The following is an 18665-nucleotide window of genomic DNA, read 5'->3' on the forward strand; positions in this document are numbered from 1 at the left end:
CTCACGGGCGCGTGGATTGCAACATGGTCATGCCCAGGTGATCGAGCGGATGCGTTCGCGTCGCGCCCTCACGGGCGCGTGGATTGCAACTTCCTGGTGACAACCTCCGAGGTCGACGGCCAGCGGTCGCGCCCTCACGGGCGTGTGGATTTCAACGTGATCGGCAGTCGCTCGCTTTGCTCGCCGCGGTCGTCGCGCCCTCACGGACGCGTGGATTGCAACATGATCGGCGGGTCGATGAGGAACTGCCACGAGCGTCGCGCCCTCGTGGGCCCGTGGTTTGCAACTTGGTTTCCAGCGGCGTCAGCGTTTCGGTGGGCTGGTCGCGCCCTCGCGGACGCGTGGATTGCAACCAGCGCGAGATTCACTTCGGTGAGTGCCGCGCCGGTGCGTGCCTTTACGGGCACGTGGATTGCAGCCCGTTTGTCGCCCCCGCCGCGATCGCAGGTACGCTCGCGGCGGTGCCTCGCACCGGCCGGCGCTATGCGCGCCGATCTCCCGCGCGCGCGGGGAAGGTGCTTTGGTGGATCGTCGCCGCCTGCACGTCAGCGCACGAGCCGCGCGCCCTGCAGTTGCGGCGCGCCGTCGATGACGTCGGTCCAGACCACATAGGCCTGCCCACCGAGCACCTGCAACTGCGGGAAACCGGTCGCACGGCCACGCCCCTGCAGGCGGGCGAGTTCGATGCGCTCGTATTCGGTCGAAAGGTCCGGGCTGCGCCGCGAGAGCCACAGCGACTGGCCGCCGGCGTCGTCCTCGCGCAGCCACACCGCCCAGGCCTGCGCGTCGTCGAGCGCGACGGCCACGCGCCCCTGCACCGCCGGGCCGCTGTCGAGCACCACCGGTTCGGCGAACGCATCACCGGCATCGACGCTGCGCGCCAGCTGCACGCGCGGCGTATCGCCGGCGGCGGTGTACCAGCCCACCAGCACCGCATCGGCCTGCGCCGCCACCGACGGCCCGTTGACCGGGCAGGCGGGCATCGTCCAGTCGTCGGCGTGCACGCGCGCGGGCGGCCGCCAGGCGCCGTTCTCCAGGCGCGTCAGCATGACGTCGCGGACCTCGGCCTCGGTGCGGCCGCGATAGACGACGACCGGACCGCGCCCGGTGACCGCAGCTGCGGTCTGGCAGCAGTCGCAGACGCGGGCATCGATCTCGTGCTCGACCGTGCGTTGCAGGTTGGCGTCGAACACCGCCGCGCGCAGGGTCATCGGCGCACCCGCATGCGCCTCATGGTCGCCGTCGGCGTCGTCGGCATGGCCACCGCCGGTGTTGCGGCCGTCGAGCCAGGCCAGGCCGAGGCCGCCGCCCTGCGCCCACATCGACACGAAGCCGTGCTCGGTGGCGGTGCCATCGTCGTGGGCGGGGATCGGCGCGCTCCAGTTGGCGCCGCCATCGCGCGAGCGTGCGAGCACCACGTCGTAGGCGTAGGGCGCATCGCCGCGCTTCTGCAGCCAGTGCGCCCACAGCGCGCCGTCGGGTGTCGGCAGCACGTGCGGGGTGTCGGCCCAGTTGACGAACATGCGGTTGCCGATCGCGATCGTGGTCGGCGCATTGCGCCAGCGCTGCGCCACGGGATCGAAGCGCGAGTACTGGAACGCATGACGGCGTCCCTGCCGCGAGTTGATCCAGCTCAGCACCAGCAGGCCGTCGGGGCCGGCGACGAGGTCGGGCGCGCTCGAGCCTGGCCCTGTGGCCGGCAACGGCCAGTCCACGCGCTGGCTCGGCGCATCGACCGGCGTGTTGGCGGCGGGTGCGGCCGGGGCTGCCTCCTGGCCGCCGCATCCGGCGAACGCGAGCGCGAGCAGGCTGGGAAGGACGATGCGCGGAGCGCGGAGCGGACGGGACATGCGCGGCCTCAGCGTGAGAACGTGTTCAGTGCGCAAGGGTACTCTTTGGCCGTGTTCGCCGCCGTCGCCGTCCGATGACCGTCATCGTCGCCCGCTACACCGATCCGCTCGAAGCGCAGCTCGTCTGCGGCCGTCTGCAAGCCGAAGGCATCGACGCCTTTGTCGGCGACGCGCACATGGCGCTGGCGAACTGGGAGTGGCGGCTGGCGATCGGCGGGGTCAAGGTGCACGTGCCCGATGCCGAGCTGGCGCGGGCCCGCGCGATCATCGCCGAGCTCGATGCCGGCGCGTATACGCTGCCGGACGAGGGCACTTCGGCGCAGGCGCCGGTGCCGGTCGATCGCGAGAGCTGGTCGAGCCGTCTGGCCTGGGTCGCGCTGGTGGTGTTCCAGCTGCCGCTGCCCTGGCGCCGCCGCCGATAGCGGCCCAACCTGCGCACGGCGGCCTTGTCAACGGGTTCCGCTGCCGCGACCTGGGGGCCACAATCCGCCCGCGGCACCGCTGCCGCGACAGCTTTCGGACCCGATGTACCAGCCCGACGCCGCTCTTTCCCGCAGGATCGCCGAGACCATCGCCGCCGAGATCGGCGCCCAGCCCGCCCAGGCGATCAGTGCGATCGCGCTGCTCGATGAAGGCGCGACCGTGCCGTTCATCGCGCGCTACCGCAAAGAGGTCACCGGCGGCCTGGACGACACCCAACTGCGCAACCTCGAGGTCCGCCTGGGCTACCTGCGCGAGCTCGAAGAGCGGCGCGCCGCGATCCTGGCGAGCATCGACGAGCAGGGCAAGCTCACGCCCGAGCTGCGCGGGGACATCGAGGCGGCCGACAGCAAGGCGCGCCTCGAGGACCTGTACCTGCCCTACAAGCCCAAGCGCCGCACGCGCGCGCAGATCGCCCGCGAGGCCGGGCTCGAGCCGCTCGCCGACGGCCTGCTGGCCGACCCGACGCAGGTGCCCGAGGACGTCGCTGCCGGCTTCGTCGATGCCGACAAGGGCGTGGCCGACGTCAAGGCCGCGCTCGAAGGCGCGCGCGCGATCCTGATCGAGCGCTGGGGCGAGGACGCAGCGCTGATCGGCGAGCTGCGCGACTGGCTCGACGCCAACGGTGTGATCCGGGCGAAGGTCGTCGAGGGCAAGGAAACGGCTGGCGAAAAGTTCCGCGACTACTTCGACCATGCCGAGCCGCTGGCGAAGATTCCCTCGCACCGCCTGTTGGCGCTGCTGCGCGGCCGGCGCGAGGAGTTCCTGACGCTCGAGCTCGACCCGGGCAATGACGCCGAGCAGGGCAACGCGTACGCCGAGGGCCGCATCGCGCTGCATGCCGGCATCGCCGAGCGCGGCCGCCCGGCCGACGCCTGGCTGCGCAATGCCTGCCGGCTGGCCTGGCGCGCGAAGATCCACCTGCATCTGATGATCGACCTGCTGGGCAAGGCGCGCGAGAAAGCCGAGGGCCAGGCGATCGAGGTCTTCGGCGACAACCTCAAGGACCTGCTGCTGGCCGCACCGGCCGGCCCCAAGACCGTGCTCGGGCTCGACCCGGGCATCCGCACCGGCTGCAAGATCGCGGTGGTCGATGCGACCGGCAAGCTGGTCGCGACCGAGACGATCTACCCGCACGAGCCGCGCCGGCAGTGGGACCAGTCGCTGCACGTGCTGCAGGCGCTGTGCACGCGGCACGGCGTGCAACTGGTCGCGATCGGCAACGGCACCGCCTCGCGCGAGACCGACCGCCTGGTCGCCGATCTGATCAAGCGCGCGCCGGAACTCAAACTGCAGAAGATCGTCGTCAGCGAGGCCGGCGCGTCGGTGTACTCGGCCTCCGAGACCGCCGCGCGGGAGTTCCCGCAGCTCGACGTGTCGCTGCGCGGCGCGGTGTCGATCGCGCGGCGCCTGCAGGACCCGCTCGCCGAACTGGTGAAGATCGAGCCCAAGGCGATCGGCGTGGGCCAGTACCAGCACGATGTCGATCAGTACCGGCTGGCGCGTGCGCTCGATGCCAAGGTCGAGGACTGCGTCAACGCGGTCGGCGTGTTCGTCAACACCGCGTCCAGCGCACTGCTGGCGCGCGTGTCGGGGCTGTCGGCCGGGGTCGCGGAGAATATCGTCGTGCATCGCGACGCCAACGGGCCGTTCAAGCGCCGCCGCGACCTGCTCAAGGTCCCGCGCCTGGGCGAGAAGACGTTCGAGCAATGCGCGGGTTTCTTGCGCATCGCCGACGGCGACGAGCCGCTTGACGCCTCGTCGGTGCACCCCGAGGCTTATCCGGTGGTCGAGCGCATCGTCGCGGCCACCGGCCGCCCGATCGCCTCGCTGATCGGCGACGGCAGCTTCGTGCGCGGGCTCAAGCCGGCGCAGTTCACCGATGCGCGCTTCGGTGAGCCCACGGTGCGCGACATCCTCAAGGAGCTGGAAAAGCCCGGTCGCGACCCGCGTCCGGAGTTCAAGGCCGCGCAGTTCGCCGAGGGCGTGGAAGACATCAAGGACCTGCGCGAAGGCATGATCCTCGAAGGCGTGGTCAGCAACGTTGCCGCGTTCGGCGCGTTCGTCGACATCGGCGTGCACCAGGACGGGCTGGTGCACATCTCGGCGCTGTCGGACACCTTCGTCAAGGACCCGCGCGACGTGGTCAAGGCCGGCGACATCGTCAAGGTCAAAGTGCTGGAGGTCGACGTGGCGCGCAAGCGCATCGCACTGACCCGGCGCCTGGACGATACGCCTGCACCGCGCGAGGCACGCGGCCAGCGCGACGCAGCAACGCGCGATCCGCGCGGGCCCGGCCGCGGCGGCCGCCCGGGTGGCGGTGCGCCCAAGCCGAGTGCGCCGCCGGCCAACAACGCGCTCGCCGACGCCTTCGCACGCGCGCGCCGCAGCTGATCGCACCTGTGCCGCCGCGTGCTGGACAAGCACGCCGAACGCGCGGCGTCATTGCGTCCGATCAAGGCCGGCCCCCGGATCGCCGCCCAAGATGCCCTGCAACCAGACGGATGGCGGGGCGAGGACGATGTCGGTAGTGGTATGGCGGGCCGAACTGGACACGGGCATCGATGTCATCGATGGCCAGCACCGGCGGATCGTCGACATGATCAACCAGCTCGAACTCGCGCGGCACGGGCACTCGCGCGAAGCCGTCAGCGAGGTGCTCGACGAGCTGGTCGACTACACGCTGTCGCACTTCGCGTTCGAAGAGGCGCTGATGGAAGAAGCGGGCTATGCGTTCTGCGCCGCCCATCGCCGTGTCCACGAACTGTTTGCGCGCCGCGTCCAGGAGTATCGGCTGCGCTTCCAGGCCGGCGAGGATATGCTCGACGAATTGCGCGCAATGCTCGTGCGCTGGCTGTTCAACCACATCCGCAGCGACGACAAGGCCTACTCACCGACAGTCAAGCAGCATCTCAACGGCTTCGCCAGGACGCACGAGAACGGCGGCTGGCTGCGTCGCACCCTGCTGCGCTTCTTCCGCTGAAGCAGACCGGCGCGGCGCCCGCGCACGCGCCGCAGCGGTGGATCAGCCGCCGGTCGCCGCGCGCAGCGCCTCGCGGCAGCGCCGGCTGCACGGCACCACGGTGCCGTCGTCGAGATGGAGCCGCGCATCGCCGCTGTCGAGCGGCTCGATCGAGGCGATGCGCGCGACGTTCACCAGATGGCTGCGGTGCACGCGCACGAAGCGCGCCGGATCGAGCCGGGCCTGCAGGTCGGCCAGAGTGCTGCGCAAGGGATACACCTTGCCGCGCACGTGCAGGTTGGCGTAGTTGCCGGCGGCCTGCACCCATTCGATGTCGTCGGCGGCGACCAGGAACTCGCGACCGAGCTTGCGCACCAGGAAACGCTCGGGCCGCTCCACTGGCTCCACGGGCGCTGCGCCGTCGTCGGGCGCGGCGAGCAGCGAGGCCTCGCCCTGCAGGCGCCTGAGCAGCAGCCGGTAACCGTGCAACAACACCACGATGCCCAGGAACGTGCGCACGTCCTTGAGGTATTCGTAGAGATAGGCATCGTCGAAGCTGTAGCGGGCGCCGTGTAGCGCATAGACCGCCTTGCGGATGCCGACCATCAGGCCCACGTGCAGCAGCGACCAGACCACGCTCGCCAGCGCGTACAGCGGCAGTCGCCGCCACCAGGTGTCCAGGTGCACCGGCCAGCGCGCGGTGAACCAGACCGTGGCCGGAACCAGCGCCAGCAGTGCCAGCGCACTGCCCGCCTCCCAGCTCACCACTTCCCATTGCGCGCTCCCAAGGCCCGCGCGCTGCACATCGATCCAGACGGTCGCGCTGTTGCCCACTGCCGACAGCAGGCAGGTGACCAGCCAGTAGCCGACCTCGAGCGGGCGGCGAATGGCCAGATAGCGTTCGGCCGCGGACGGCGCATCGGACGGGCGTGAGGACATCGCGGCATTGTAGGCAGCCGGCTCGCGGCCGCGGGCCGCGCCGCCCCGCGGGGCCGTCCGTTCGTCCCCGGGGGCGGTCGTCTCGGCCCTTGCCGCGCCGGTGGACGGGCCCTGGGGCCGACGATGGCGCTCCCTTCCCATGGGCAGCTCCCATGTCCCGACGCCACGACATCGACGCCCTGCGGGTGATCGCCTTCGGCCTGTTGATCCTCTACCACGTGGGCATGGTCTACGTGGTCGACTGGGGCTTCCACATCAAGAGCCCGACCCTGCTGGCCTGGGTCGAGTGGCCGATGGTCGCGATCAACCGCTGGCGCATGTCGCTGCTGTTCTTGATCTCGGGGCTGGCGCTCGGCCTGGTGCTGGCCCGGCGCGCGCCCGGTGCGCTGGCGGCGCGCCGCAGCTGGCGCCTGCTGCTGCCGCTGGCCTTCGGCATCGTCGCGATCGTGCCGGTCCAGGCCTACTGCGAGGCGCGGATGCTGGGCACGATCGACCCCGGCTACGGCGCCTTCCTGCTGCGCTACCTGCAGTTCCGGCCCTGGCCGGCCGGCACGTTCACCGGCGCCGAGTACGGCTTCACCTGGAACCACCTGTGGTACCTGCCCTACCTGTGGGCGTACACGCTGGCGGTGCTCGCCATGCGGCCGTTGCTGGGGCGGCTTCGCGGCGGCCGGCTGCGCGACTGGCTGACCACGCGTGGGCGCTGGCTGCTGTGGCTGCTGCCGCCGGCCTGGTACCTGGTCTCGCTGCTGACGATCGAACCGCACTTCCCATCGACGCACGCGCTCATCGACGACTGGTTCAACCACGCGCGCTACTTCGTCGCCTTCGTCGTCGGTGTCCTGATCGCCGACAGCGACGTGGTGTGGGCCCGGCTGCGAGCGGGACGTTGGTCGTGGCTCGGACTGGCCCTGTCCGCTGGCGGGATCAACGTGGGCCTGCGGGCGGTGGGCCATCTGATCGACGCCGGCGCGCTATCGCGCGCGCCGTTCCTCGCGCTGATGCCCGAGGCCGGCTGGCAGGGCGTGTCGATCGTGGCGCTGGCGATCTACTGGTGGACCGCTCTGCTCGCGCTGCTGGCCTGGGGCGCCCATGCGCTCAACCGGCCGTGGCCGGGCCTGGCCTATGCCAGCGAGGCGGTGTATCCCTGGTACATCCTGCACCAGAGCCTGATCGTGCTGGCCGCGTACTGGCTGATCCCGCTGGGCCTGGGTCCGCTATGGGAACCGCTGGGGGTGCTGGCGATCACCGCGGCCGGCTGCGTGCTCATCCACGAGCTGCTGATCCGGCGCGTGCGCTGGCTGCGCCCGCTGTTCGGGCTGGCGGGAGGCGAGGGGCGGCGCGCGCCTGGGGCCGCCCCTCCCGTCACGGGTCAGAAGTCCACGCCCAGCCGCGCGTAGACGAAACGGCCGGGCAGGTCGTAGGTCGAGGCATCGTAGCCGTTGAGGCTGCAGCTCAGGCACACCGGCGGCGTCTTGCCGGTGAGATTGTTGACGCCGACGCTCACCCGTGTGCCCTCGAGCCAGGCGGTGCTGCGCCAGGACAACTGCAGGTCGTGGTAGGTCGTCGCGCCGAGCGCGTTGCGGTCGTTGGCGCTGTCGGGGCAGATCGCAAAGCCGATCGCACCGCCGCACGACTCGACCAGCCGGTCGATGTAGCGCATGGTCCAGGCCAGCGACCACGGCCCACGCGTCCAGTCGGTGACCAGGGTGCCGGTCCACTCGGGGATCGCGCTGTTGTTGACCTCGACGCCGGGCCGCCGCGGCTCGGCCTGGCCCGACTCGTTGACCAGTTCGTAGCGGCCGACCCAGGTCGCCTTCGCATCGAAGCGCAGGCGGCCCCAGTCGTGCTCGGGCAGCGTCCAGCCGGCGGTGAAATCCCAGCCGTCGGTCTTGATCGTGCCGAGGTTGGCCAGGATGTCGTCGAAGCGGATGATCTGCCCGCGCTCGCTGCGGTCGTACGAGGCGCAGGCCAGCGGATCGCGAGTGGCGATGCAGCGTTCGAGGATCGCCTGGGCGTCCGGAGCCTGGATCGCGCCGTCGATGTGATGGCGGTAGAACGTCACGCCCAGGTCCAGGCGGTCCGACCACGCCACGCCGTCGGCGAACGATGGGCTCCAGACCGCGCCGACCATCAGGCTGCGGCTGTGCTCAGGCTCGAGCTCGGCATTGCCCGAGGTCACCACCGAGATCTGCGAGTTGGTCTGCTCGTAGCCTGCCGGCACGCCGTCGGCGGCGCAGACCGGCGACGACGAGGCGGCGCCCGAACAGGGATCGACGAGGGTCGCGTCGAAACGGCTGAGCGTGCCGTAGAGCTCGCCGATCGACGGCGCACGGAAGCCCTCGGCATAGCTCATGCGCAGCAGGAACTCGTCGGCCGGCTGCCAGCGCAAGCCGACCTTGCCGGTGGTCTCGCCGCCGAAGGTCGAGTAGTCCGAATACCGTCCGGCGATACTCAGATCGAGGCTGTCGCCCAGCCACGAGTCGCGCAGCAGCGGCACGTTGAACTCGGCATAGGCCTCGTTGACGTCGTAGTCGCCCGAGGTCGCGCCCGAGGGCACGCCGTTGTACTCGCCGGCGATCGTGATCGGGTCGGGGGTGTAGCTGCCCTCGTAGCGGCGATGCTCCAGGCCCGCCGCGAACGACAGCGCGCCGGCCGGCAGCCGCGCGAGATCGCCGGTGATGTTGGCCGAGGCCAGGGTCAGCGTGTTGCGGCTGGCATCGCGCACCACCGGCTGGATGAAGGCGAGCATCTCCTGGGTGATCGTGCCCGGGCCACCGAACACGTTCAGCGGCACGCAGCCGGTGATCGCCGCGCACGCGTCGGGGTCGCCCAACGCTTCGTTGATGCGACGCACGTTGTAGCTGCCGACGTTGACCTGCTCGGCGCGGCTCTGGCTGCGGACAAGGTTGACATCCCAGTTCCAGGTGCGATCGCCGACGCCCAGCAGGCCCTCGAGCCCGGCGGCGGCGTACCAGGTCTTGACGTCCTGGGTGTAGCGGCGCGGTCCGCCCTCGACCGGACGGCGGCCGAGCAGGAACAGGTTCGGGTCGTCGCCCTCCGTGGTCAGATCGAAGCCGAAGGGGTTGTAGGGATTGCGCGCGGAGATTGTCAGCCGCTGCTCGGCCCAGGGGTTGTAGACGCCGGCATCGGTACCGAGGAAGAACGGCTCGGGCGCAGCCTGGTTGGCCGAGGTGCGCGTGTTGTACAGCACGCGGGTATAGGCCGACAGCTGCGGGCTGAACTCGAAGCGCACCTGGCCGAACACCGACTTGCGCTCCGACGGGGTCAGCAGCAGGTTGTTGGGCGCGAAGTTGTAGCGATCGGCAGTGCCGAAGCAATGAAAGTCGTCGGTCCGCGCGCAGCCGGTCTGGCCGGGGTCGTAGACCGGCGAGGTCGCGCCGTCGTTGGGGGTGAGGTCGAAATCCTCACCGGTGTTGGGATCGCGGAAGACGAAGCGTCCGCCTGGCGTGGCCGAGCTGCCGTTGGCCAGCCCCGTGCCCGGCACCGGCACGCTGGCGTTGTCGAACTTGGTCGAGGCGATCTGCCGCTGCTTGTAGTACGAGGCGCCGAAGAACCACTGGGCGCGCTCGCTGTGCCCGCCCCAGCCCAGATCCGCGCCCCACGTCGCACCGCCGAGGTCGTCGTACTCGCCGTAGTGCAGGTCGAGGCTGCCGCCGTCGGCATCGCGACGGGTGATGATGTTGACCACACCGGCGATCGCATCGGAGCCGTAGATCGACGACGCGCCGTCCTCGAGCACTTCGATGCGCTCGATCAGCGACAGCGGAATGGTGTTGAGGTCGACGGCCGAGCCGACGCCCGAGGCCGAGGACTCGTTGACCCAGCGGATGCCGTCGACCAGCACCAGCACGCGCTTGGCACCCAGGTGCCGCAGGTCGACCGTCGCGGCGCCGGCGCCGACGCCGCCGCCGTCGGGCGGAAAGCCGAAGTTGCCGCTGGAATTGAACTTGGTGTTGAGCGCGGCGCCGCTGGCAGTGAGGGTCTGCACGATGTCGGCGACGGAGGTGAACCCGCTGCGCTGGATGTCCTCGCGCGTGAGCACCTGGACCGGGACCGCGGTCTCCATCTCCGCCTTGCGGATGCGGGTGCCGGTGACCTGCACAGTGTCGAGCGTGCGCGCCTGCGGCGCGGGAGCCGGGATCTGCTGCTGGGCGGCAGCGGCGAGCGGAAGAACGACGAGCAGGGACGACGAGACGGCTGCGGCCAGTCGGTGGCGGCGGATCGGCATCATGCGGGCTCCTGTAGCGGGGGGCACCGGCCTCCTACCGGCAGATTCGTTGTAACGAATCTTTAACCTGGCCGCACCTGGGGTCAGCCCCAGGTTGACTCCCCCGCAGGCCGGCGCCGCGGGCAACGGATCGCCACTCTCGACGCGCGCAGGCCTGGCTGCAGGGCGTCCGGCCCGCAACGCGGGTGCGTGCGGGCCTGCATGCGAGGCTGACGCAGCGCCCGCTAGGCTGGGGACCCGTCCACCCGCGAGCCTGTCCCATGCGCCTGCCCTTGCTCCTGCTGTCCACCGCCCTGTTGGCGGCCTGTTCGCAGCCGGCTCCGCCGCCAGCCTCCGCCACTGCCGACGCGCGTCCGTCGTCCGACGCCTCTGCACCGGCCCCGTCCGCCGATGCACCGGCCCCAGTGCCCGAGGCCGCACCGGCGGCCGCGGTCGAATCGACGGGCGATGCACGCCAGCGCATCGGCCAGGTGCTGGGCGATGCCGCGCCCTACGAAACCGTGTTCACTGCCCTGCAGAAGGGCGTGGCCGCTCACGACGCCAAGGCCGTGGCCGCACTGCCGATCTACCCGCTGCGCGTGAAGGTGGCGGGCCAGGAACGCGAGATCGCCGATGCAGCCGCGTTCGAGCGCGAGTACGACCGCATCATCACGGCCGATATCGCTCGGGCCGTTGCCGCACAGACGTTCGACGCCCTGTTCGTGAACGCGCAGGGCGTGATGCTGGGCAATGGCCAGGTATGGATCGGCAGTGTCTGCGCTGACGCCGCCTGCGCCCATCCGCAGGTTGGCATCGTCGCCATCCAGGACTGACGTTGCAGGCGCCGGGCGCCGCATACGGCGCCCGGTCACGGCGCCCGCCCGTTGGCTTGCGCGTGCGTCGGGGCTAGCCGCCCGCCTGATCGCGGACCGCGTCGACGAGCGACGGCAACTCGGCGCCGGTGTCGGCGCTGGCCCGGATCGCGGCATCGGCCGCGTCCATGTCGAAGCCCTGCGCGGCGATCCAGTCGGCGCTGTAGTAGCTGTGCGCGTAGCGCTCGCCGCCATCGCACAGGATGGTGACGATCGCGCCGCTGCGGCCGGCCGCACGCATGGTCTGCGCGACCCGCAACACGCCGACGAAGTTGGTGCCGGTCGAGCCGCCGACGCGCCGGCCCAAGCGCGCGTTGACGTAGCGCATGCCCGCCAGGCTCAGGGCATCGGGAACGCGGACCATCGCATCGACGCAGCCGGGAATGAAGCTGGGCTCTGCGCGCGGCCGGCCGATGCCTTCGATGCGCGAGGGCGGGGTCGGCGCGAGGTCCTCGGGCGCCGGCTCGCGGCGCAAGCTGCGCGCATAGTGGTCGAAGAACGCCGAATGCTCGGGATCGGCGCACAGCACCCGGGTGTCGAAACCGCGGTAGCGCGCATAGCGCCCGATCGTCGCGCTGGTGCCGCCGGTGCCGGCGCTGCACACGATCCACGCCGGCACCGGGTGCACTTCCTGCGCCATCTGCTTGAAGATCGACTCGGCGATGTTGTTGTTGGCCCGCCAGTCGGTCGCGCGCTCGGCATAGGTGAACTGGTCCATGAAATGCCCGCCGCATTCGCGCGCCAGCTGCATCGAGGCCGCGGCGATGTCGCAGGCGTTCTTGACCAGATGGCAGCGCCCGCCCTGGAACTCGATCGCGGCGATCTTCTCCGGCGACGTCGAGGCCGGCATCACCGCGACGAACGGCAGGCCCAGCAGCCGCGCGAAGTAGGCCTCCGACACCGCGGTCGACCCACTGGAGGCCTCGACCACCGTGCTGCCCGCACGCAGCCAGCCGTTGGCCAGCGCGTAGAGGAACAGCGAACGCGCCAGCCGGTGCTTCAGGCTACCGGTCGGATGGCTGGACTCGTCCTTGAAGTACACCTCGATGCCGGGAAAGCCCGGCAACGCCAGCGGAATCAGGTGGGTGTCGGCCGAGCGGTTGAAATCGGCCTCGATCTTGCGGATGGCCTGCGCCACCCAGTCGCGGTTGGGCATGGGGCACTCGAAGGAACATCGGGACGCCGCGCGTCGCGGCGGCGCGAGGACAGCTTAAGCCCTGGCCGGGCCGGCGGCGAATGCCACCGGCCCGGCGCGCGGACGCGCGGGCGCGGTGCTCAGCCCAGGCGCCGGCGCACGATGCGGTCGAACACCGCGACCGCGACCGGCAGCAGCGCATCGTCGAAACGGAACGTCGGGTGGTGGCACATGGCGCTGTCCATGCCCAGGAACAGGTAGGCGCCGGGCCACTGTTGCAGCATGTACGAAAAATCGTCGGAAAAGGGGTAGGCGCGCAGATCGGTGCTGACGTTCTCCGCGCCGAGCACGTCGCCGATCGCCTCGGCCGCCAGCGCGGCCTGCGCGGGTGCGTTGACGCACGGCGGGCACGAATGCGGGATCTCCAGCCCGATCGTGCAGCCCGAGATCTGCGCATGCCCCTCGCACAGCGCGCGCAGGCGAGCGAGCAGCGCCTCGTGCACGTCCGTCGACAGCGAGCGGATCGTCCCGCTGAGCGAGGCGGTCGAGGGAATGATGTTGTGGGTCGTGCCGGCCTGCAGCGAGCCGACGTTGATCAGCGCCGCTTCCATCGGGTCGATGTGGCGGCCGACGATCGCGCCGATGTCCACCGCCAGGCGGGCGGCCACCTGCAGCGGATCGTTCGCACGATGGGGCGCGGCCGCGTGACCGCCGATGCCTTCGATCGCGATCTCGAACACCGCCAGCGACTGCAGCGTGGCGCCGGCGCGCACGCTGGCCCGGCCGGACGGGAGCGCGGGCATGTTGTGGAAGGCATAGACCTCGTCGCAGGGGAACCGATCGAACAGCCCGTCCTCGATCATCCGGATCGCGCCGCGCCCGCCCTCCTCGGCCGGCTGGAAGATCAACACCACGCGCCCGCTGGCCGGCGGATGCGCGACCAGGTGGCGGGCCACGCCCAGCAACGCCGCGGTGTGTCCGTCGTGACCGCAGGTATGGGCCACGCCGGGACGCTGCGAGCGGAACGGCAGGTCGCTGTCCTCATCCATCGGCAGCGCGTCCATGTCCGCACGCAAGCCAATCGACAGGCCCGGCACGCCGCTGTCGATGACGGCGACCACGCCGGTGCCGCCCAGACCCGTATGCGCCTGGAGGCCGAGCGCGCGCAGGGTGTCGGCGACCAGCGCCGAAGTGCGCTGTTCCTCGAAACCGAGCTCGGGCCAGGCGTGGATCGCCTGGCGCCAGTCGGTCATCGTCGGCGCCAGCGCGCTGATCGATTCGGGCACGTGGGGGGAAGACACGGTCATCGCAACACTCCATCGGCGGCACAGCGCGCCGGTTCGAAATCCAGGGGGACGCGGGCGCCGGCAGCGCGGCGGCTCACCACAGCAGCAGGCTGGCGCCGATGCAGTACATGAAGATCGCGAACACCCGCTTGAGCGCCGGCCCGCTGATCGCATGCGCAAGCCGGGTGCCCAGCGGCGCGACCAGCACCGAGGCCAGCGCGATGCCGATCGCGGCCGGCAGATAGACATAGCCCCAGGCCATCGACGGCAGCACGTCGCCCGGCGCCTGCAGCGCATAGCCCGACGCACTGGCCAAGCCGATGAATACACCGCAGGCCGCGGAGGTGCCGACCGCACGCACCGGCTGCACGCCACGCCAGACCAGCAACGGCACGGTCATGCTGCCGCCGCCGATGCCCACCAGCGACGAGGCAATGCCGATGCCGATGCCGGCGCCGGTCATACCCGCGCCCGACGGCACGACCGCCGCCCCGGTCTCGGGCGGCGAGCGCGACAGCAGCATCTGGGTGCCGGCGAGCGCGCAGTACGCGATCACGCCGTACTTGAGCACCTCGCCGTCGAGCCCGATCGCCAGCCGCGCACCCAGCCAGCCGCCGATCAACATGCCAGGCACCAGCCAGGCGACCGACGGCCACAAGACACTGCCACGACGGTGGTGCGCGCGGGCCGACGACATGCCGGTGAGCACGATGCTCGCCAACGAGGTCGCGAGCGCGGCATGCATCGCGGCGTCCTTCGGAATGCCATAGGCCGGCAGCAACCAGACCAGTGCGGTCACCAGCACCAGCCCGCCGCCGATCCCCAGCAGGCCGGCCAGGATCCCTGCGACCGCGCCCAGCACCGGGAACAGCAGCATCGACGCACTCAACACGGCCGGCGGCCTCCAAATGCACGACACGGCACCACGGCGCTCACGTCAACTCGATCGAGATCGCCGCCGCCGCCTCGCGGGCCGTGGTCCGCGCGGCCTCGACGTCCTCGCCGCGCGCCAGGGTCACGCCGACCCGGCGCTGGCCCGCCACCGACGGCTTGCCGAACAAGCGCAGCGCGCTGTGCGGCGCCTGCAGCGCCGCCGCGACGCCCGAGAACGCGGGCACGCCATGTCCCTGCGCGAGCAGCGCGCAGGACGCGCCGGGTCCGGTGAGCAGCACCGTCTCGTCGCCATCGACCGGGATCGGCAGGCCGAGGATCGCGCGCGCATGCAGCGCGAACTCGCTCAGGTCCTGCGAGGCCAGCGTGACCAGGCCGGTGTCGTGCGGGCGCGGCGAGACCTCGCTGAACCAGACCTCGTCGCCGCGCACGAACAGTTCCACACCGAACACCCCGCGCCCGCCCAGGTCGTCGGTGACCGCCCGGGCGATCTCGCGGGCCCGCGCCAGCGCGCGCGGCGACATCGCCTGCGGCTGCCAGCTTTCGCGGTAGTCGCCGGCGATCTGCACATGGCCGATCGGCGCGCAGAACGCGGTGCCGCCGGCATGGCGCACGGTCAGCAGCGTGATCTCGTACTCGAAGTCGACGAAGCCCTCGACGATGCAGCGCCCGGCGCCCGCACGGCCGCCGGTCTGCGCGTAGTCCCAGGCCGGATCGATGTCGGCCGCCGTGCGCACCGTGCTCTGGCCCTTGCCCGACGACGACATCACCGGCTTGACCACGCACGGCAGGTCGATCGCTGCGATCGCCTCGCGGTACTGCGCATGGGTATCGACGAAGCGATAGGGCGACGTCGGCAGGCCGAGCGTCTCGGCCGCGAGCCGGCGGATGCCCTCGCGATCCATCGTCAGCCGCGTCGCGCGTGCGGTCGGCACGACCTGCAGCCCTTCCTCGCGTTCGAGCGCGACCAGCGTGTCGGTGTGGATCGCCTCGATCTCGGGCACCACCAGATGCGGGTGCTCGGCGTCGATCAGCGCGCGCAACGCGGCCGGATCGAGCATGTCGAGCACGTGGCTGCGATGGGCGACCTGCATCGCCGGCGCATCGGCGTAGCGATCGGCGGCGATCACTTCGACGCCGAATCGCTGCAGCTCGATCGCGACCTCCTTGCCCAGCTCTCCCGAGCCGAGCAGCAGCACGCGGGTGGCGGACGGGGACAGCGGCGTACCGAAGATGGCCATGGGGGACGGTTTTCCGGGAAAGGCGGGGGCAGACCGGGAATTCTAATCGCCCGGCGCCAGCCGCCCCAGCCGGGCCACACGCAGCGGCGTCCGCAGGCCGCAGCGGCATATGCGGGTTCCAAGTGCGGGGATGGAAGTTCCACTCCGGATGCGCAGCCGCCTGCCAGCCGCAAGCCGTTCTCCCCTCGGTCAAGGCCGGCCATGCGAAGCATGCGTGGCGTTCGGATGGATGCGCGGCAGTGCCGCGCACGCCATCCATGCTCCCCCCTGCCTTGACTCGGGCGCGCGCCCGCGCCGCTTCGCGGGTCGGTCCGGCCCGGCGGGGTGCGCCGGGCAGGACCGTGGAGCGGGCTGACCGAGCCGGGAGCAGTCCCCGCCGGCACGACGCGCGCTTGCCCTGCCTTCGGCGAAGAACCAAAAAAAGACCCCGCCGAGGCGGGGTCTTTTCGTCAAGCCAAGCCGCTGCGATCAGAAGCGGTACTGCGCCGACACGCCGAACAGGTTGGCGTTGCCGTCAAAGTCGCCGTAGACGCGCGCGCCACCACTCGTGGTGTCGATCCGCGGATTGCGCGGCTCGATGCGGGTGTAGGCCAGGTTGACGTCGAACGCGTCGTTGAGCTTCCAGGTCGCACCCACCGAATAGAACATGCGGTTGGCATCGGGCAGGCGCGGCGTGCGGTGCTCGATGCTGGTCGGCGTCTCGTCGTAGGCCACGCCGCCACGCAGCGTCCAGGCGTCGTTGAGCTGGAACTCGGCGCCCAGCGAGTAGAAATCGCTGTTCTTCCAGTCGAACGGCTCGACCGAGTCCGGATCCGGGTTCTCGAACTGGATGCGCACCTCACGCAGCGATTCCCAGCCTGTGCGAGCGTAGGTCGCCGCCAGCATGAAGCCATCGGTGACCTGCCAGGACGCGCCGACGTTGAGGATCGACGGCGTGGTCAGCTCGGCACGGGCCTTGCCATCGATGAACAACGGACGGGTCATTGGCCTGGCATCGAACACCGCGCGCGCATTGCCGGGCACGGTCCAGTCGACGGTGCCGGTCAGCTCGTAATCGATTTCCGAGCGATAGCTCACGCCGATCGACACCGCGTCGGTCGGACGGAAGTGCGCGCCGATCAGCCAGCCAAAGCCGTTGTCGTCGCCCTGCACCTCGGCCGTGCCGTCTGCGCCCTGCGGCTGCGCGAACGGCAGCGGCACGCCGCTCGATGCCAGCAGACCGCCAAAATCCACGCCCTTCGACAGCGTGACGTCCGCGCGCGAGGCGATGACGCCCAGGCCGACCGAGAAGCGGTCGCCCAGGTCCACCGCGCCCGACAGCGTCAGGTCGACGATCTTCACTTCCGACTTCAGCGCCGCGTAGCGGCCCACCCAGCCCGGGTCGTACTCGGTCTTCAGGCCGAACGGCGCGCTGACCATCGCGCCCAGCGCGGTGCCGTTGTCGAACTTGTGCACGACCGACAGCGCCGGCACCGGGGTCACATCGCCTGCGTTGCCGCCGTTGCTGCCGGACATCGGGCGGCCGAGGGCATCGACAGCGGCTCCCTTGTATTCGTAATTGAGGTCGATGACGGTCAGGTCGGCCTGCACAGTCGTGCCTTCGAACTGGGTCATCACCGCCGGGTTGTTGGTGACCACCGAGCTGTCGCCGGTCTTGGCGGCGGTGCCCGCGAACGCGGCGCCCATCGACTTGACGCTGTTTTCCTTGAGCTGGAAGCCGGCGGCGTGCGCCTGGCCAGCGAATGACAGGGCGCCGGCGATGCCGAGCGCCAACGCGGTGCATTGAATGATGCGGGGGTGGGTCGCCATGGTCGCCTCTCTCCGAAGGTGTGCTTATGGTCCGGGCTTCGCTCGCCCGAACGGGAGCGAAGCCGCGTCTTGCGTGCCCGTTCGCCTTCGGAAAACCCCTCCCGACGCGCTCGGCGGGCGCACTATACCGTACCTAACCGTCTGGAAACGTGCTGCATTGCGGCATACCGGACACCCCCCTCGACGCGCTTTACCCGCGCCTGCGCGCCCTCGACAATGCGTGCGCCCATGTTCGTCTCGATCCCCAATCGTCGCGCCAAAGCCCCGCTGCGCTGGGCCGTGCCGATGCTGTTCGTGCTGCTGTGGGTGACGTTCCTGTGGGCGAGCACGCGCTCGGCCAACGAGCACTACGCCCTGCTGCTCGACTGGGGCGCGCTGTACGGCGAGCCGGTCGGCACCGACGGCGTGCTGGTCAACTGGCTCGACCCCGGCCCGTGGCTGCGCCTGGTGACGGCATTGTTCCTGCATGCCGACTGGGCGCACCTGCTGGGCAACCTGGTGTTCCTGCTGATCTTCGGCCTGCCGGCCGAGCGCCTGATGGGCGCCTGGCGGCTGCTGGTGCTGTTCGTCCTGGGCGGGGCAGTGGCGAACCTGGCCGCGGTGCTGGCGATCGGCGCGCCGGACCGGTTGATCATCGGTGCCAGCGGCGCGGTGTCCTCGCTGATCGGCGCTTACCTGGCACTGTTCCCGCGCGCGCGATTGGGCGTGGTCGTGCCGCTGGGCCTGTTCCTGGAGTTCGTCCGCGCGCCGGCCTCGCTGTTGATCGGCGTGTGGGCCCTGCTGCAGGTGTTCTTCGCCTATATCGGCCCGGCCTTCGGCGCGGTGGCCTGGGCTGCGCATCTGGCCGGATTCCTGGTCGGCGTCGTTTTTGCGCTCGTCTCGCGCCACGCGATCGGCCAGCGGCTGCGGCGACTCAAGGGCTATTGAAGGCCTAACGCGAACAATCGGGACCGGGCATTCGAAGGCGCC

14 protein-coding genes are annotated in these 18665 nt (G+C 70.7%); 6 read left to right on the forward strand and 8 right to left on the reverse strand.

Annotation, left to right across the window (positions count from 1 at the left end; genetic code table 11):
- Nucleotides 1-545: 545 nt before the first annotated feature.
- Nucleotides 546-1850 carry a sialidase family protein gene (locus tag ABE488_RS09360; RefSeq protein WP_346448031.1) on the reverse strand — a complete coding sequence of 435 codons (1305 nt, stop codon included), beginning with the start codon at nucleotides 1848-1850 and terminating at the stop codon, nucleotides 546-548.
- Nucleotides 1851-1924: 74 nt separating this feature from the next.
- Here ABE488_RS09360 and ABE488_RS09365 point away from each other — a divergent pair, with 74 nt between their 5' ends.
- The 3 genes from ABE488_RS09365 (at nucleotide 1925) to ABE488_RS09375 (ending at nucleotide 5313) form a co-directional block, all read left to right on the forward strand.
- Nucleotides 1925-2272, forward strand: a complete 348-nt coding sequence (locus ABE488_RS09365) for a DUF2007 domain-containing protein (protein WP_346443681.1) — start codon at nucleotides 1925-1927, stop codon at nucleotides 2270-2272.
- Nucleotides 2273-2375: 103 nt separating this feature from the next.
- Nucleotides 2376-4724 carry a Tex family protein gene (locus ABE488_RS09370; RefSeq protein WP_346443680.1) on the forward strand — a complete coding sequence of 783 codons (2349 nt, stop codon included), beginning with the start codon at nucleotides 2376-2378 and terminating at the stop codon, nucleotides 4722-4724.
- Nucleotides 4725-4851: 127 nt separating this feature from the next.
- Nucleotides 4852-5313 carry a bacteriohemerythrin gene (locus ABE488_RS09375; protein ID WP_346443678.1) on the forward strand — a complete coding sequence of 154 codons (462 nt, stop codon included), beginning with the start codon at nucleotides 4852-4854 and terminating at the stop codon, nucleotides 5311-5313.
- Between the two features lie 42 nt (nucleotides 5314-5355).
- On the opposite strand, the gene ABE488_RS09380 is transcribed toward ABE488_RS09375, so the two are convergent.
- Nucleotides 5356-6231 carry a LytTR family DNA-binding domain-containing protein gene (locus ABE488_RS09380; RefSeq protein WP_346448032.1) on the reverse strand — a complete coding sequence of 292 codons (876 nt, stop codon included), beginning with the start codon at nucleotides 6229-6231 and terminating at the stop codon, nucleotides 5356-5358.
- A gap of 152 nt (nucleotides 6232-6383) precedes the next feature.
- On the opposite strand from ABE488_RS09380, the gene ABE488_RS09385 reads away from it, so the two are divergent.
- Complete coding sequence (locus ABE488_RS09385; protein ID WP_346443676.1) at nucleotides 6384-7631, forward strand: acyltransferase family protein; 1248 nt, start codon at nucleotides 6384-6386, stop codon at nucleotides 7629-7631.
- Here ABE488_RS09385 and ABE488_RS09390 read toward each other — a convergent pair.
- On the reverse strand, nucleotides 7604-10486 hold the full coding sequence (locus ABE488_RS09390; RefSeq protein ID WP_346448034.1) for a TonB-dependent receptor: 2883 nt from the start codon (nucleotides 10484-10486) through the stop codon (nucleotides 7604-7606). The two genes, ABE488_RS09385 and ABE488_RS09390, sit on opposite strands and share 28 nt — an antisense overlap.
- 257 nt (nucleotides 10487-10743) lie before the next feature.
- Between ABE488_RS09390 and ABE488_RS09395 the strand changes: the two genes are divergently transcribed.
- Nucleotides 10744-11295, forward strand: a complete 552-nt coding sequence (locus ABE488_RS09395) for a hypothetical protein (RefSeq protein ID WP_346448036.1) — start codon at nucleotides 10744-10746, stop codon at nucleotides 11293-11295.
- Nucleotides 11296-11368: 73 nt separating this feature from the next.
- On the opposite strand, the gene ABE488_RS09400 is transcribed toward ABE488_RS09395, so the two are convergent.
- The 5 genes from ABE488_RS09400 to ABE488_RS09420 all read right to left on the reverse strand — a co-directional run bounded on the left by ABE488_RS09400 (nucleotide 11369) and on the right by ABE488_RS09420 (nucleotide 17696).
- Nucleotides 11369-12490: a PLP-dependent cysteine synthase family protein gene (locus ABE488_RS09400; RefSeq protein ID WP_346448038.1), complete on the reverse strand. Its 1122-nt coding sequence runs from the start codon at nucleotides 12488-12490 to the stop codon at nucleotides 11369-11371.
- A 119-nt stretch (nucleotides 12491-12609) separates the two neighbouring features.
- A complete protein-coding gene (locus tag ABE488_RS09405; protein ID WP_346448040.1) occupies nucleotides 12610-13776 on the reverse strand; it encodes an amidohydrolase in 1167 nt (388 codons plus the stop codon).
- Between the two features lie 73 nt (nucleotides 13777-13849).
- Nucleotides 13850-14632: a sulfite exporter TauE/SafE family protein gene (locus tag ABE488_RS09410; RefSeq protein WP_346448042.1), complete on the reverse strand. Its 783-nt coding sequence runs from the start codon at nucleotides 14630-14632 to the stop codon at nucleotides 13850-13852.
- Nucleotides 14633-14687: 55 nt separating this feature from the next.
- Entirely contained in the window at nucleotides 14688-15887 is a 1200-nt protein-coding gene (gene purT, locus ABE488_RS09415) for a formate-dependent phosphoribosylglycinamide formyltransferase (protein WP_346448044.1), read from the reverse strand.
- A 468-nt stretch (nucleotides 15888-16355) separates the two neighbouring features.
- Complete coding sequence (locus ABE488_RS09420; protein ID WP_346448046.1) at nucleotides 16356-17696, reverse strand: outer membrane protein transport protein; 1341 nt, start codon at nucleotides 17694-17696, stop codon at nucleotides 16356-16358.
- A gap of 228 nt (nucleotides 17697-17924) precedes the next feature.
- Between ABE488_RS09420 and ABE488_RS09425 the strand changes: the two genes are divergently transcribed.
- On the forward strand, nucleotides 17925-18623 hold the full coding sequence (locus tag ABE488_RS09425) for a rhomboid family intramembrane serine protease (protein ID WP_346443666.1): 699 nt from the start codon (nucleotides 17925-17927) through the stop codon (nucleotides 18621-18623).
- The last annotated feature ends 42 nt before the right edge of the window (nucleotides 18624-18665 follow it).

The sequence above is a fragment of the Luteimonas sp. TWI662 genome, from assembly GCF_039673825.1.
Lineage (GTDB): Bacteria > Pseudomonadota > Gammaproteobacteria > Xanthomonadales > Xanthomonadaceae > Luteimonas.

Bases quoted from the DNA above. Each gene is read 5' to 3' on its own strand.
- ABE488_RS09360 (WP_346448031.1), bottom strand. From the start codon at position 1,850: ATGTCCCGTCCGCTCCGCGCTCCGCGCATCGTCCTTCCCAGCCTGCTC.
- ABE488_RS09365 (WP_346443681.1), top strand. From the start codon at position 1,925: ATGACCGTCATCGTCGCCCGCTACACCGATCCGCTCGAAGCGCAGCTC.
- ABE488_RS09370 (WP_346443680.1), top strand. From the start codon at position 2,376: ATGTACCAGCCCGACGCCGCTCTTTCCCGCAGGATCGCCGAGACCATC.
- ABE488_RS09375 (WP_346443678.1), top strand. From the start codon at position 4,852: ATGTCGGTAGTGGTATGGCGGGCCGAACTGGACACGGGCATCGATGTC.
- ABE488_RS09380 (WP_346448032.1), bottom strand. From the start codon at position 6,231: ATGTCCTCACGCCCGTCCGATGCGCCGTCCGCGGCCGAACGCTATCTG.
- ABE488_RS09385 (WP_346443676.1), top strand. From the start codon at position 6,384: ATGTCCCGACGCCACGACATCGACGCCCTGCGGGTGATCGCCTTCGGC.
- ABE488_RS09390 (WP_346448034.1), bottom strand. From the start codon at position 10,486: ATGATGCCGATCCGCCGCCACCGACTGGCCGCAGCCGTCTCGTCGTCC.
- ABE488_RS09395 (WP_346448036.1), top strand. From the start codon at position 10,744: ATGCGCCTGCCCTTGCTCCTGCTGTCCACCGCCCTGTTGGCGGCCTGT.
- ABE488_RS09400 (WP_346448038.1), bottom strand. From the start codon at position 12,490: ATGCCCAACCGCGACTGGGTGGCGCAGGCCATCCGCAAGATCGAGGCC.
- ABE488_RS09405 (WP_346448040.1), bottom strand. From the start codon at position 13,776: ATGACCGTGTCTTCCCCCCACGTGCCCGAATCGATCAGCGCGCTGGCG.
- ABE488_RS09410 (WP_346448042.1), bottom strand. From the start codon at position 14,632: ATGCTGCTGTTCCCGGTGCTGGGCGCGGTCGCAGGGATCCTGGCCGGC.
- purT (WP_346448044.1), bottom strand. From the start codon at position 15,887: ATGGCCATCTTCGGTACGCCGCTGTCCCCGTCCGCCACCCGCGTGCTG.
- ABE488_RS09420 (WP_346448046.1), bottom strand. From the start codon at position 17,696: ATGGCGACCCACCCCCGCATCATTCAATGCACCGCGTTGGCGCTCGGC.
- ABE488_RS09425 (WP_346443666.1), top strand. From the start codon at position 17,925: ATGTTCGTCTCGATCCCCAATCGTCGCGCCAAAGCCCCGCTGCGCTGG.